Consider the following 13,983-nt stretch of genomic DNA (forward strand, 5'->3'; position numbering starts at 1 on the left):
GGAGAGCTAGCTCAATGGAGGCACGTTCGTCTTCGCAATCCACCCTCAATCCGCCGGTATTCTTCGGCTCCGCCATCCTCATCATCGCCCTGGTGCTCTACAGCACCCTCGCCCGCGACCAGGCACAGGCCGTGTTCGGCCACATCCAGGACTGGATAGTGGTGAACGCCAGCTGGTTCTACGTCCTCACCGTCGCGCTGCTGCTGATCACCACGGTCTTCCTCGCCGTCAGTCGCTTCGGCGATATCCGCCTCGGCCCCGACCATAGCCGCCCCGACTACCGCAGCAGCACCTGGTTCGCCATGCTGTTCTCCGCCGGCATGGGCATCGGCCTGATGTTCTTCGGCGTTGCGGAACCCCTGATGCACTACGCCAATCCTCCCGTGGGCGATGCCAACACCGTGGCCGCCGCGAGGGAGGCGATGAAGCTGACCTTCTTCCACTGGGGCCTGCACGCCTGGTCGATCTACGCCATCGTCGCGCTGATCCTGGCGTTCTTCTGCTACCGCCACGGGCTGCCGCTGACCCTGCGCTCGGCGCTCTACCCACTGATCGGCGAGCGCATCCACGGCCCCATCGGCCACGCTGTGGATATCTTCGCGATCCTCGGCACGGTGTTCGGCGTCGCCACCTCCCTCGGCTACGGCGTGCTGCAGATCAACAGCGGCCTCAACCACCTGTTCGGCCTGCCGGTGAGCGTGCCGGTGCAGCTGGGACTGATCGCCGCCACCTGCGCCCTGGCCACGCTGTCGGTGGCCAGCGGCCTGAACAAGGGCATCCGCATCCTCTCCGAGCTGAACCTGACGCTGGCGGTGATCCTGCTCCTACTGGTGCTGGTCCTGGGACCCACGGTGTTCCTGCTCAAGACCTTCGTGCAGAACACCGGCGGCTACCTGTCGGAGATCGTCAGCAAGACCTTCAACCTCTACGCCTACGAGTCCAGCGACTGGATCGGCGGCTGGACCCTGCTCTACTGGGGCTGGTGGCTGTCCTGGTCGCCCTTCGTCGGCCTGTTCATCGCGCGCATCTCCCGTGGGCGCACCATCCGCGAGTTCGTCTGTGGCGTACTCTTCGTGCCGGCAGGCTTCACCCTGCTGTGGATGACGGTGTTCGGCGACACGGCCATCCACATGGTGCTCAACCAGGGCCTAACCAGCCTGGCCGACACCGTCGCCCAGGACAGTTCCCTGGCCCTGTTCGCCTTCCTCGAGCAGTTCCCGTTCTCCAGCGTCCTGTCACTGGTGGCGGTACTGATGGTGGTGGTGTTCTTCGTCACCTCCGCCGACTCCGGCGCCCTGGTGGTGGATATGCTGGCCTCCGGCGGGCGCGAGGTGACGCCGCTCTGGCAGCGGCTGTTCTGGTCGATCCTGATGGGCGTGGTGGCCATGGCCCTGCTCCTGGCCGACGGCCTCAAGGCCCTGCAGACCGCCACCATCGCCAGCGCCCTGCCCTTCTCGGTGGTCCTGCTGGCCGCCACCTGGGGGCTGCTCAAGGCGCTGCGCCTGGACGCCACCAAGCGCGGCATCCGCTACCAGTCGCTCAACCTCTCGCGCCCGGCCCAGCGCCAGCAAGGCGGCTGGCAACGGCGCCTGCGCAACATCCTGATGTTCCCCCGCCGCAGCCATGTGAATCGCTTCATCGAGGAGGTGGTTCGCCCCGCCTTCCTGGACGTGGCCGAGGAACTGCGCAAGCAGGGCTGCGAGGTGAATGTGGAGAGCGCCGACGATGGCCGCTGCAAGCTGAATGTCGGCCACGGCGACGAGGTGGACTTCAGCTACCAGGTGCGCCCCCGCGCCTTCCTCCAGCCCAGCTTCGCCCAGCGCGACACCGCCGACGAGGGTGCCGACGCACGCAAGTACTTCCGCGCCGAAGTCCACCTGGGCGAAGGCGGCCAGGACTACGACGTGATGGGCTGGAGCCGCGACGAGGTGATCGGCGACCTGCTCGACCAGTACGAGAAGCACCTGCACTTCCTCCACATGGTGCGCTGAGCGGCGGAAACATTTATCCACAGCCCGGCGCTGCTCCTGCCGCGCCGGGCTGCGATACTCGCCGCCCCCACCCTGCGGATTTCGGCATGACCAGCTTCAATCTCGGCCCCCTGGCCATCCCCATGCAGCAGGCGCTGCTCTACCTCGGTTTCTTCGCCGCGCTGCTGGCCGGCTGGTTGGCCGGACGCAAGCGCAAGGCCAATCCCGAGGGCGCCCTGTTCGCCATGCTGCTCGGCGGCCTGCTGGTGGCACGCCTGGCCTTCGCCGGGCGGTACGTCGAGCAGTACGCCAGCGCGCCCCTCACCCTTGTGGATATCCGCGACGGTGGCTTCCTGTTCTGGCCGGGCCTGGTCGCCGCCGCCCTGATCGGCGGCCTGCTGGCCTGGCGCAGACCCGCCCTGCGCCAGCCGCTCGCCATCGCCGTGCTGGTGGGTGGCAGCCTCTGGGGCACCGGCCAGGCGCTGGTCTCGGCCCTCGAGCGCAGCCGCCAGCTGCCGGAGCTGAGCCTGATGGACCTTGCCGGCAACCCGGTGGATCTGCGCGAGCTGGACGGCCGGCCGCTGGTGGTGAACCTCTGGGCCACCTGGTGCCCGCCTTGCCGCCGCGAGATGCCGGTGCTGGAAGCGGCGCAGAAGGCCCACCCGCAGGTGCGCTTCGTGCTGGTGAACCAGGGCGAGCATGCCGAGATCGTGCGCCGCTTCCTCATCGAGCAGAACCTCGCGCCCCGGGGGGTGCTGCTGGACAGCGGCAATCGCCTGGGCCAGGCCACCGGTTCCTTCGGCCTGCCCACCACCCTCTTCTACGACGCCGACGGACGCCTGCAGCACAGCCATATGGGCGAACTGTCCGGCGCCAGCCTCGAGCACGGCCTGAGGCAGCTTCCGTAGTTCGGCCTCTCTAACTCAGCAGCTCCACGGGCGGCAGGGTCATGGCGGCGACTTCCGCCAGCAGGAAATCGCGCAGGCGGCACAGGCGACCCTGGCCGCTGCGGGCCCGGGGCCAGACCAGGTAGTAGCTGTCGCCACTGGCCACCGCCGTCGGCCAGGGCAGGCCTATACGCCCCTGCACGGCATCCTCGGCCACCATCACCAGGTCGCCGATGGACACGCCGTAGCCCCTGGCCGCCGCCACTATGCCCAGCTCCAGGGTGTCGAACGCCTGGCCGCCCTTGAGCGACACCTCGTCGCCGAGGTCCATGCGCTGCAGCCAGCGGCGCCAGTCGCGGCGATCCGGTGTCGGGTGCAGCAACTCCGTGCTCTGCAGCCGCGCCAGGTCCCAGGGCTCCGCGGCCTGGGAGGGTTCGCAGACCGGGATCAGCCATTCGCTGAACAGCAGGGTCACCTCCCAGTCCGGGCTGAAATGGCCGTCGCTGAGCAGCACCGCGCAATCGAAGGGCTCGTGCTGGAAGTCCACCTTGTCCACATCCATCCAGGCGCTGGTCAGCTGCACCTCGACATCGTCGTTGAGGTGGCGGAAGCGCGACAGCCGCGACAGCAGCCAGCGCATGGTCAGGGTGGAAGGCGCCTTCAGGCGCAGGGTGACGTCGTCGACCCGCAAGGTGGTGCAGGCGCGCTCAAGGGCATCGAAGCCATCCCGCAGGCCCGGCAGCAGCATCCTGGCCGGCTCGGTGAGCTGGATGTTGCGGCCCTGGCGCTCGAACAGCCGACAGGAGAAGTGCTCCTCCAGGGTGCGGATGTGCCGGCTCACCGCACTCTGGGTGATGGCCAGCTCCTCGGCGGCGCGGGTGAAGGAGGCGTGCCGGGCCGCGGCCTCGAAGGCGCGCAGGGCGTAGAGCGGCGGTAGACGGCGCGACATGGATGCCCTTATCTATGAGTCAAAGTCATGGAAGGCATCATTTTTTTCCTTTTGTGCCGACTGTTCAAGCCTCGGAGAATTGCAGAATTCACGGCCAGCCACAGGGATAGGCCGGCCTTTCGAGACAGTGAGCCTTACTCATGCCACAGAGCATACGCAACGAACTGCTGGCCATCCTGCGCCTGGCCGGACCGCTGATCGCGGCCCAGCTCGCCCATGTGCTGATGGTCTTCACCGACACCGTGATGATGGGGCTGATCGGCCCCGAGGCCCTGGCCGGGGGCGGCCTGGGCGCGGCCAGCTATTCCTTCGTGTCGATCTTCTGCGTCGGGGTGATCGCCGCCGTGGGCAACCTGGTCGCCATCCGCCACGGCGCCAACGATGCGGCCGGCGCCACCCTTCTCACCCAGAGCGGCCTGTGGCTTGCCGGCGCCATGGCCCTGGGCGCGGGCCTGCTGCTGTGGAACCTCAAGCCCATCCTGCTGGCCTTCGGCCAAGCACCGGAGAGCGTGGAAGGCGCCATGCAGTTCCTCTCGACCCTGATCTTCGCCCTGCCCGGCTACCTCGCCTTCATGGCCCTGCGCGGCTTCACCAGCGCCATCGGCAGGCCCGGCCCGGTGATGGCCATCAGCATCGGCGGCGCCCTGCTCAACTTCCTCCTCAACTACGCGCTGATCCACGGCCTGTTCGGCCTGCCGCGCCTGGGCCTGGCCGGCATCGGCCTGATCACTGCGGTGGTGATGAACGGCATGGCGCTGCTGCTGGCCTGGCACATCGTGCGCAACCCGGCCTATGCAGCCTATCCACTGGGGCGCGGCCTGCTGCGGCCGTCCCGCGAGGCGCTGTCGGAACTGCTGCGCCTGGGCCTGCCCATCGGCGGTACCTACGCGGTGGAGTCCGGCCTGTTCGCTTTCGCCGCCCTGTGCATGGGCGCCCTGGGCAGCACCCAGCTGGCGGCGCACCAGATCGCCATCCAGTCGGTATACGTGGCCTTCATGGTGCCGGTGGGGATTTCCTATGCGGTGACCTTCCGCATCGGCCAGCACTACGGCGCCGGACGCCTGGAAGAAGCGCGCCGCGCCGGACGCCTGGGCATCGGTTTCGGCGCCGGCTGCATGCTCGCCTTCGCCGCGCTGTTCTGGCTGGCGCCGGAGTGGGTGGTGGGGCTGTTCCTCGACCACCAGGCCGCCGAGTTCCAGGACATCGTGCAGCTGGCCGTGGGCCTGCTGGCGGTGGCCGCCTGGTTCGAACTGTTCGACGGCATCCAGACCATCGCCATGGGCGCCATCCGTGGGCTCAAGGACGCCAAGACGACCTTTGTGGTGGGCCTGGGCTGCTACTGGCTGGTGGGCGCGCCGGCGGCCTGGCTGCTGGCCTTCCCGCTCGGCTGGGGCGCGGTCGGCGTCTGGTGGGGCCTGGCGCTGGGCCTGGCCTGTGCGGCACTGGGGCTCACCCTGGGCTTCGAATGGAAGACGGCGCGCCTGCTGCGGCCTGTGGATAACTGCGTAGGGTCCGTAGGTTGTGGCTGAGCCACGCGAAGCCCAACGTTCCCGGCCCCCACGCTGGGCCCGACCTACAGGTAGCCGCCGGCTCAGCCCGTAGGATGGGTTGAGCCTGCGATACCCATCGGCGATGTGATGGGTATCGCTCCGCTCAACCCATCCTTGTATCTCTCCAGGGCAATGAGGTTAGCTACCTTGATGCCCAAGGCCGGGAAAGCCGTTCCCATCCTGAGAGCCTGACTCTGTTTCGTAGATTGTGCTCCCGGCCCACTTCTCCAACTCCTGAATGGTATCCAAGCCCCTCCAGCGGAGTGAGGCTGTATGAACAAGGCAAGGATCGAGAGATGGCGGTTATTGGAATCGATGTCAGCAAGCAAAAGCTCGACTGTCTGTGGCTACGCGACCCGGAAAGTCTGAAGGTCAAAACCAAGGTATTTACCAATCAAGTGGACGACTTCGCCGCGTTGGTTGATTGGTGTTGCACGCACACCGGAGCCACAGCCGGGGAACTGAAGGTGTTCCTTGAGGCCACCGGGGTCTATCACGAATCCTTGGCGTATTACCTGCACGAGCGCGGCGTTCAAGTCTTTGTCCTGAACCCGGCGCAGGTCCGCGACTATGCGCGCAGCCAGGGCATTCGTGGTAAGACGGACAAACAAGACAGCCTGGTGCTCGCCCGTTTTGGCGCAACCCAGAAGGCCCGGCGCTGGTTGCCGGAAGCGCGGGAAATCCGCGAGCTGAAAGCGATGATCGTGCGCTATGAGGCGCTGCAAGAGGACCTTCAGCGCGAACTGAACCGGCGGGAAAAGGCCGAGGTCAGTCAGGCCAGCCTCAGCGTAATGGCCTCCATCGATACGATGCTCAGTGCGTTGCGCCAGGAAGCCGAGCGCCTGAAACAAGAGATCGACGATCACATCGACCGGCACGACCAGCTCAAACGCAACCGACAGCTGCTGCAGAGCATCCAGGGCATCGGGGATGTCCTCTCCCGTCATCTGCTGGCGTTTCTGCACAGCCGCGACTTTGGCACTGCCCGACAATGCGCGGCTTTTGCGGGCCTGGTGCCACGACCTTGGGACTCCGGCTCATCGGTGAAGGGCAAACCTCGTTTGACCAAGGCGGGGCAGCCTCGACTGCGGGCCAAGCTCTACATGGCCGCGATTGTCGCCAAGCAGTACAACCCCACGGTTAGAGCGCTTTACCAACGTCTACTGGCGCGGGGAAAAGCCAAGATGAGCGCCCTGGGTGCCGCCATGCGCAAGCTGTTGCAGATTGCCTATGGCGTGCTCAAGACGCAGACACCCTATCAGCCGCAACCGACCTGATAGGGTCGGTTGCATCTGATCGGAGAGATGGTATCTACGAATTCAAAGCTCCTGGCTGGCGAACAGTGCCTGGCGCGAGCCGAACACCAGGAAGCGCGCCAGCTCGGCCAGCGGCAGCGGCCGGCTGATCCAGTAGCCCTGGACCTGGTCGCAGCCGAACTGGCGCAGCAGGGCCAGTTGCTCGGCGCTTTCCACCCCTTCGGCCACCACCTCCAGCTTGAGGTTCTGCGCCAGGTTGATCATCGCCTTCACCAACTGGCGATTTTCCGGCCGGTCGTCCATGCCGCCGACAAAACTCTTGTCGATCTTCAGCAGGGCGATGGGCAGGCTGTTGAGGTGGACGAAGGACGAGAATCCGGTGCCGAAGTCGTCCAGGGAGAAGCGCACGCCCAGTTGGCCCAGGGCATCCATGGTCTGGCGCACCTGTTCGCTGCGACGCATCACCGCGGTCTCGGTGAGCTCGAACTCCAGCCAGCGGGCGTCGACGCCGCGCTCGCGGATCAGCCGGCTCAGGGTGGACAGCAACTGGCTGTCCTGGAACTGGCGGAACGACAGGTTCACCGCCATGTGTAGCGGTGGCAGGCCGCGCCCACGGAGCCACTGCATGTCGCGCAGGGCGCGGGAGATGACCCAGTAGCCGAGCGGTACGATCAGGCCGCTTTCTTCGGCCAGGGGCACGAATTCATTGGGGGTCAGCAGGCCGCGTTCGCCATGGCGCCAGCGCACCAGGGCTTCCAGGCCGAGGATGTTGCCGGTCTTCAGGCACAGCCGTGGCTGGTAGTGCAGCTCCAGTTCGTCACGGCGCAGGGCGCGGCGCAGCTCGCTTTCCAGGTCGGCGCGGCTGCGCGCGCTGCGGTTGATGCGTTCGTCGAAGATGTGGAAGGTGCAACCCTGGCTGGCCTTGGCCTGCTGCATGGCGATGTGGGCGTGCCACATCAGCGGGTCGGCGCCTTCGCTGGAACGGCAATGGGCGATACCCAGGCTGCAGCCCAGCAACAAGCTCTCGCCGTCCACCTGGTAAGGCTCGGCCAGGGCCTCGGCGATGCGTTCGGCAACCCGCTCGGCGCGGCCGGGATCGCGGCGGGTATCCAGCAGCAGGGCGAACTCGTCGCTGCCCAGGCGCGCCAACTGGTCACCAGCGCGCAGCTGCGCCTTGAGCCGCGCCACTACCTGAAGGATCAAGCGGTCGCCGGCCTGGTAGCCCAGGGCATCGTTGGCGTGGCGGAAGTTGTCCAGGTCCAGGTGGCCGAGGGCCAGGCCACGCCCGGCGTATTCCACCAGGCGCGCGGCGAGCAGGGTCTGGAAGCCCTGGCGGTTGGCGATGCCGGTGAGCGGGTCCTGCTCGGCCAGGCGCTCCAGGGCGTGCTGCAGGTTGCGCCGCTCGCGCACGTGGCGCAGGGTCCGGCGCAGGCTGTCGACGGTCAGGTGTTCGCGCACCAGCCAGTCGGCGACGCCCTGGGGCGTTTCGCGAGGCTCGCTTTCCAGCAGGAGGATGATCGGTACCGAACAGCGTCCGGCGGCGGGCTGCAGGCGCGGCGTGCACAGCACCAGTACGCAACCCGGCTCGTCCAGCAGGCCACTGGCGGCCTCCCAGGAAGGGGCGGTGATCAAGGGGGAAGCGTTGCCCATCGCCGCCAGGAGCGTGCGGAGCAATTCCGCCCAGGCGGGCGATTCCGCCAGCAGGAGCATGGGCGTGAGCTCAACGAGCGCGGACAAATGACCTCCCCGGGTCACAGATACTGCGGCGCTTTCGCGCCAGATCGTGCCTTTTCGACGCCGCTTCCATCCAGGCGTCCATGCATGGAGTTCATTGAATCGTCGCCGAAGGCGGCACCATCGTACTGCTTGCATGGAAATTTCCAAGCGCAACCCTTCAGCAATAGAGGTTGCATCACAGTTGCCCAGAGGTACTTCGGTACAGGTGGGCCGGCCTGCTAGAATGCGCGGCCATTCGCCTTGATCCAGCTCAGCATGTCCCGACTCAACCCTCGGCAGCAGGAAGCCGTGAACTACGTCGGTGGTCCGCTTCTGGTGCTCGCCGGCGCAGGCTCCGGCAAGACCAGCGTGATCACCCGGAAGATCGCCTACCTGGTGCAGCAGTGCGGGATCCGCGCGCAGTACATAGTCGCGGTGACCTTCACCAACAAGGCGGCGCGCGAGATGAAAGAGCGCGTCAGCAGCCTCCTGCGCGGCAGCGAGGGCAAGGGACTCACCGTCTCCACCTTCCACAACCTCGGCCTGAACATCATCCGCAAGGAGCACGCGCGCCTGGGCTACAAGCCGGGGTTCTCGATCTTCGACGAGTCGGACATCAAGGCGCTGCTCACCGACATCATGCAGAAGGAATATGCCGGGGATGATGGCGTCGACGAGATCAAGGGCTACATCGGCAACTGGAAGAACGACCTGGTCCTGCCGGAAGAGGCGCTGGCCAACGCACGCAACCCGAAGGAACAGACCGCCGCCGTGGTCTACCTGCACTACCAGCGCACCCTCAAGGCGTACAACGCGGTCGACTTCGACGACCTGATCCTGCTGCCGGTAAAACTCTTCCAGAACAATCCGGACATCCTCGAGAAGTGGCAGCAACGCGTGCGCTACATGCTGGTGGACGAGTACCAGGACACCAACGCCAGCCAGTACCTGCTGGTGAAGTTGCTGGTGCAGCACCGCGCCCAGTTCACCGTGGTGGGCGACGACGACCAGTCGATCTACGCCTGGCGCGGCGCGCGGCCGGAAAACCTGATGCAGCTCAAGGAAGACTTCCCCTCGCTTAAGGTGGTGATGCTGGAGCAGAACTACCGCTCCACCAGCCGCATCCTCAAGTGCGCGAATATCCTCATCGCCAACAACCCCCACGTGTTCGAGAAGCAACTGTGGAGCGAGATGGGCGTGGGCGATCCGATCCGGGTGATCCGCTGCCGCAACGAGGACGCCGAGGCCGAGCGCATCGCCATGGAAATCCTCACCCTGCACCTGCGCACCCAGCGGCCCTACAGCGAGTTCGCCATCCTCTACCGGGGCAACTACCAGGCCAAGCTGATGGAGCTCAAGCTCCAGCACCACCAGGTGCCCTATCACCTGTCCGGCGGCACCAGCTTCTTCGGCCGCCAGGAAGTGAAGGACCTGATGTCCTACTTCCGCCTGCTGGTGAACCCGGACGACGACAACGCCTTCCTCCGGGTGATCAACGTACCGCGCCGGGAGATCGGCTCCACCACCCTGGAGAAGCTCGGCAACTACGCCACAGAGCGCGGCATCTCGATGTATGCCGCCAGCGACGAAATGGGTCTGACCGAGCATCTGGACAGCCGCTTCACCGACCGCCTGCAACGCTTCAAGCGGTTCATGGACAAGGTGCGCCAGCAGTGCGCGCAGAGCGATCCCATCGCCGCGCTGCGCAGCATGGTGATGGACATCGACTACGAGAACTGGATCCGCCAGAACGCCTCCAGCGACAAGGTCGCCGACTTCCGCATGGGCAACGTCTGGTTCCTCGTCGACGCCCTGAAGAACACCCTGGAGCGCGACGAAGAAGGTGGCATGACCATCGAGGAAGCCATCGCCAAGCTGGTGCTGCGCGACATGCTCGAGCGCCAGCAGGAGGAAGAGGAAGGCGCCGACGGCGTGCAGATGATGACCCTGCACGCCTCCAAGGGCCTGGAGTTCCCCTACGTCTTCATCATGGGCGTGGAGGAGGACATCCTCCCCCACCGCTCCAGCATCGAAGCCGACACCATCGAAGAAGAACGCCGCCTGGCCTACGTGGGCATCACCCGCGCGCGGCAGAACCTGGCCATGACCTTCGCCGCCAAGCGCAAGCAGTACGGCGAAATCATCGATTGCTCCCCCAGCCGCTTCCTCGAGGAACTGCCCCAGGAAGACCTGGAATGGGAAGGCATGGACGACGCACCGGTGGAGGTGAAGGCCGCGCGCGGCAACACAGCCCTCGCCGATATCCGTGCCATGCTGAAAAAACCGTAATCAGACAAACCCCGGCGCAGACCGGGCCTACACATACGTATGAGGGTACTGGCGTGGAAGCGCTGAAACAGAAGATTCGTGAAGAAGGCATCGTACTGTCCGACCAGGTATTGAAGGTCGACGCCTTCCTCAACCACCAGATCGATCCCCGGCTGATGCAGCAGGTGGGCCATGAGTTCGCCGAACGCTTCCACGGCCAGGGCGTCACCAAGATCGTCACCATCGAGGCCTCCGGCATCGCCCCGGCGGTGATGGCGGGCCTGGAACTGGGCGTGCCGGTGATCTTCGCCCGCAAGTTCCAGTCGCTGACCCTGAAGAACGACCTGCTGATCTCCAAGGTGTTCTCCTTCACCAAGCAGACCGAAAGCACCATTGCCATCTCGGCCAAGCACCTGACCGCCGCCGACCATGTGCTGGTGATCGACGACTTCCTCGCCAACGGCCATGCCGCCAAGGCGCTGATCGACCTGATCCAGCAAGCCGGCGCCAGCGTGGCGGGCCTGGGCATCGTCATCGAGAAGTCCTTCCAGGAAGGCCGTGGCCTGCTGGAAAGCGAGGGCTACCGGATCGAGGCGCTGGCGCGGGTAGCCTCCCTGGCCGACGGCCAGGTGACCTTCCTCGACTGAGGTCCTGCCGACGCCATAGTCGGGGATGGGTTGTAGGAGCGATTTCAATCGCGAATGAATTCGCTCCTACAGCTGCCGGAGACTCCGATCAAATCGTAGGTTGGGTCGGGCGGCGTTCCGCGAGCGCAGCGAAACCCAACACCCCCAGCGAGGACTGGCAGCGTTGGGCTTCGCGTAGCTCAGCCACAACCTACGACGGGAAATAGCGCAGCTGGCAAGGAATGGCTTGCGCCCGACGGGGCCCTGCGACAACAGGTCGCAGACCGTAGACACGAAAAAGCCGCCCGAGGGCGGCTTTTTTGTCGATGGCGGTGCTGTTACAGACCGGACATCTTCTTGATGGTGGCTTTCAGCTCATCATCGGTGCAGTCGGCGCAGGTGCCCTTCGGCGGCATGGCGTTGATGCCGGTGATGGCCTTGGCCAGGATGCCGTCGAGGCCGCCCTGGTGGTCAGCACGCTCTTTCCAGGCCGCGGTATCGCCGATCTTCGGAGCGCCCAGCACGCCTGCGGTGTGGCAAGCGCCACAGTGCTTGGCGATGATGTCGTCCGGCGTCTTCGCGCCGCCGCCGGCAGAGGCGGCTACGGCTTCGACACCCTTGCATTCCTGACCCTGTACGCAGACCTCGCCCACCGGCTTGATGCGCGCTTCGATGGCTTCATCGGTCGCGGCCTGAGCGCTTACAGCCCACAGGGCCAATACGGCAGCATGGGCCGCCAGCATTTTCTTGATTAGGTTCACCCTTACACCCTCATCGTGGCTAGTTTTGCCCGCGGCCACGGTTTCGCGAGCGGGCGCAAGTATATACGGTTAGCCCGCCACGCTGGAACAACCCAACATGTCGCAGGGACATGGGCGGGGCGGACATTGGATTCAGAAATTCGCCGGAGTGGTCGCGCTGATGAGGCGAGCCGGGGCGTCGAACGGATTGCGGAAACGGTGGGGCTTGCTGCTTTCGAAGTAGTAGCTGTCGCCCGCTTCGAGGATGTACACCTCGCTGCCGATGGTCAGCTCCAGGCGGCCTTCCACCAGCATGCCGGCCTCTTCGCCGTCGTGGGCGTACATCTCGTCACCGGTGTCGGACCCCGGCGGGTAGGTCTCGTCGAGGAAGGCCAGGGCGCGGCTGGGATGGGCCTTGCCCACCAGCTTCATGGTGATGGCGCCGCTGCAGAAGTCGGTGAGTTCGGTAGCCCGATAAACCACCTGGACCTGGTTTTCGTGCTCGAGATCCAGGGAAAAGAACTCCACCAGCGACATGGGAATGCCCCCCAGCACCTTCTTCAGCGAACTGATGGAGGGGCTGACGCTGTTCTTCTCGATCATGGAAATCGTGCTGTTGGTGACACCCGCGCGCTTTGCGAGCTCACGCTGGGACAGGCCTTTCAGCTTACGGATGGCTTGCAGTCGAACACCAACGTCCAATGGCGGGATCCTCCTTGGGATCTTGGGGCGGTCACGGTCGCCGTATCATGGCAACAGCGTTCAGTATTTACAACACTTCGGCTGTCAATACTCCGCGAACTTCCCCAACCCAATGAAGGTCTTGGTCGAGCAGTGCTTTTGCAGGCAACGCCAGCGAAATGATCGATTTATTGAGCACTTCGCCGCCGATCCGGCCATCAGACGTAGATGAGCGGTACCCGGCGCAGGTTGCAGAAGATCTGGTACGGGATGGTGCCGGCGCAGGCCGCCACGTCACTGGCCAGGACCTCGTTGCCCCACAGCTCGACGCGGCTGCCCAGGCCCGCATTGGGCAGGCCGGTGAGGTCGACGGTGAGCATGTCCATGGACACCCGGCCGATCAGTCGGCTCGGCTGGCCGTCGATGCTCACCGGGGTGCCGGTGGGTGCATGGCGCGGGTAGCCGTCGGCGTAGCCCATGGCGACCACACCGACGCGGGTCGGGCGCTCGGTGACGAACTTCGCGCCGTAGCCCACCGGCTGGCCGGCGGGCAGTTCGCGCACGCTGATGATCTTCGATTCGAGGGTCATCACCGGCTTCAGGCGTTCGGCCAGGGGCATGGCCACTTCGAAGGGGGTGGCGCCGTAGAGCATGATGCCGGGGCGCACCCAGTCGCTCGGCACCTGCGGCCAGCCGAGCACCGCCGGCGAGTTGCGCAGGCTGACTTCGGCCGTGAGGCCGGCGCGGGCCTGCTCGAAGACGGCGACCTGCTCGACGCTCGCCGTGCAGTCCGGTTCGTCGGCACGGGCGAAGTGGCTCATCAGCACGATCTTCGCCACCTTGCCGCTGGCCATGAGGCGCTGCCAGGCATCGCGGTATTCCGCCGGATGCAGGCCGACCCGGTGCATGCCTGAGTCCAGCTTGAGCCAGACGGTGAGCGGCTTGGCGATGCTCGCGCGCTCGATGGCTTCCAGCTGCCAGCTGGAGTGCACCACCGTCCAGAAGTCATGCTCCTGGATGAGCGCCAGTTCATCGGCCTCGAAAAAGCCTTCCAGCAGCAGGATCGGCTTGGTGATGCCCGCCGCGCGCAGCTCCAGCGCCTCTTCGATGCAGGCCACGGCAAAGCCGTTGGCTTCGGACTCCAGGGCCTGGGCACAGCGCACCGCGCCATGGCCATAGGCATCGGCCTTGACCACGGCGAGCGCCTTGGCGCCGGTGACTTCGCGAGCGAGGCGGTAGTTGTGGCGCAGGGCTTCGAGATCGATCAGGGCACGGGCGGGACGCATGGCGAGGACTTCTTCTGGTTGATCGGGTTAAAAAAACCCGGCACGAGCGCCGGG

General features: G+C 65.7%; 11 protein-coding genes. 6 read left to right on the forward strand and 5 right to left on the reverse strand.

Annotation, left to right across the window (positions count from 1 at the left end; genetic code table 11):
• Positions 1-14: 14 nt before the first annotated feature.
• Both betT and PCA10_RS27430 read left to right on the forward strand, forming a co-directional pair.
• A complete protein-coding gene (gene betT / locus PCA10_RS27425; protein WP_016495354.1) occupies positions 15-1,991 on the forward strand; it encodes a choline BCCT transporter BetT in 1,977 nt (658 codons plus the stop codon).
• 86 nt (positions 1,992-2,077) lie between these two features.
• A complete protein-coding gene (locus tag PCA10_RS27430; RefSeq protein ID WP_016495355.1) occupies positions 2,078-2,878 on the forward strand; it encodes a TlpA disulfide reductase family protein in 801 nt (266 codons plus the stop codon).
• A gap of 10 nt (positions 2,879-2,888) precedes the next feature.
• On the opposite strand, the gene PCA10_RS27435 is transcribed toward PCA10_RS27430, so the two are convergent.
• Positions 2,889-3,806: a LysR substrate-binding domain-containing protein gene (locus PCA10_RS27435; protein WP_016495356.1), complete on the reverse strand. Its 918-nt coding sequence runs from the start codon at positions 3,804-3,806 to the stop codon at positions 2,889-2,891.
• A 140-nt stretch (positions 3,807-3,946) separates the two neighbouring features.
• On the opposite strand from PCA10_RS27435, the gene PCA10_RS27440 reads away from it, so the two are divergent.
• Entirely contained in the window at positions 3,947-5,335 is a 1,389-nt protein-coding gene (locus tag PCA10_RS27440) for a NorM family multidrug efflux MATE transporter (RefSeq protein ID WP_016495357.1), read from the forward strand.
• A gap of 317 nt (positions 5,336-5,652) precedes the next feature.
• Complete coding sequence (locus PCA10_RS27445; protein ID WP_016492035.1) at positions 5,653-6,633, forward strand: IS110 family RNA-guided transposase; 981 nt, start codon at positions 5,653-5,655, stop codon at positions 6,631-6,633.
• Between the two features lie 42 nt (positions 6,634-6,675).
• Here the strand turns inward: PCA10_RS27445 and PCA10_RS27450 are convergent, their stop codons facing one another.
• Positions 6,676-8,322, reverse strand: a complete 1,647-nt coding sequence (locus PCA10_RS27450) for a putative bifunctional diguanylate cyclase/phosphodiesterase (protein ID WP_016495358.1) — start codon at positions 8,320-8,322, stop codon at positions 6,676-6,678.
• 282 nt (positions 8,323-8,604) lie between these two features.
• On the opposite strand from PCA10_RS27450, the gene rep reads away from it, so the two are divergent.
• On the forward strand, positions 8,605-10,617 hold the full coding sequence (rep, locus tag PCA10_RS27455) for a DNA helicase Rep (protein ID WP_041771014.1): 2,013 nt from the start codon (positions 8,605-8,607) through the stop codon (positions 10,615-10,617).
• A 53-nt stretch (positions 10,618-10,670) separates the two neighbouring features.
• Entirely contained in the window at positions 10,671-11,243 is a 573-nt protein-coding gene (locus tag PCA10_RS27460; protein WP_016495360.1) for a xanthine phosphoribosyltransferase, read from the forward strand.
• A gap of 317 nt (positions 11,244-11,560) precedes the next feature.
• Here PCA10_RS27460 and PCA10_RS27465 read toward each other — a convergent pair whose 3' ends face one another.
• From PCA10_RS27465 to alr, 3 genes are all read right to left on the reverse strand, one after another.
• Positions 11,561-11,983 carry a c-type cytochrome gene (locus tag PCA10_RS27465; protein ID WP_016495361.1) on the reverse strand — a complete coding sequence of 141 codons (423 nt, stop codon included), beginning with the start codon at positions 11,981-11,983 and terminating at the stop codon, positions 11,561-11,563.
• A gap of 132 nt (positions 11,984-12,115) precedes the next feature.
• Positions 12,116-12,664, reverse strand: a complete 549-nt coding sequence (locus PCA10_RS27470) for a cupin domain-containing protein (protein WP_016495362.1) — start codon at positions 12,662-12,664, stop codon at positions 12,116-12,118.
• Positions 12,665-12,861: 197 nt separating this feature from the next.
• Positions 12,862-13,929, reverse strand: coding sequence for an alanine racemase (alr, locus tag PCA10_RS27475; protein WP_016495363.1), 1,068 nt, complete (start codon positions 13,927-13,929; stop codon positions 12,862-12,864).
• Positions 13,930-13,983 lie beyond the last annotated feature (54 nt).

It is taken from the genome of Pseudomonas resinovorans NBRC 106553 (genome assembly GCF_000412695.1).
Lineage (GTDB): Bacteria > Pseudomonadota > Gammaproteobacteria > Pseudomonadales > Pseudomonadaceae > Metapseudomonas > Metapseudomonas resinovorans_A.

What these genes read in the sequence shown, in the direction of transcription:
- betT (WP_016495354.1), top strand. Translation starts at nt 15, where the DNA reads ATGGAGGCACGTTCGTCTTCGCAATCCACCCTCAATCCGCCGGTATTC.
- PCA10_RS27430 (WP_016495355.1), top strand. Translation starts at nt 2,078, where the DNA reads ATGACCAGCTTCAATCTCGGCCCCCTGGCCATCCCCATGCAGCAGGCG.
- PCA10_RS27435 (WP_016495356.1), bottom strand. Translation starts at nt 3,806, where the DNA reads ATGTCGCGCCGTCTACCGCCGCTCTACGCCCTGCGCGCCTTCGAGGCC.
- PCA10_RS27440 (WP_016495357.1), top strand. Translation starts at nt 3,947, where the DNA reads ATGCCACAGAGCATACGCAACGAACTGCTGGCCATCCTGCGCCTGGCC.
- PCA10_RS27445 (WP_016492035.1), top strand. Translation starts at nt 5,653, where the DNA reads ATGGCGGTTATTGGAATCGATGTCAGCAAGCAAAAGCTCGACTGTCTG.
- PCA10_RS27450 (WP_016495358.1), bottom strand. Translation starts at nt 8,322, where the DNA reads ATGCTCCTGCTGGCGGAATCGCCCGCCTGGGCGGAATTGCTCCGCACG.
- rep (WP_041771014.1), top strand. Translation starts at nt 8,605, where the DNA reads ATGTCCCGACTCAACCCTCGGCAGCAGGAAGCCGTGAACTACGTCGGT.
- alr (WP_016495363.1), bottom strand. Translation starts at nt 13,929, where the DNA reads ATGCGTCCCGCCCGTGCCCTGATCGATCTCGAAGCCCTGCGCCACAAC.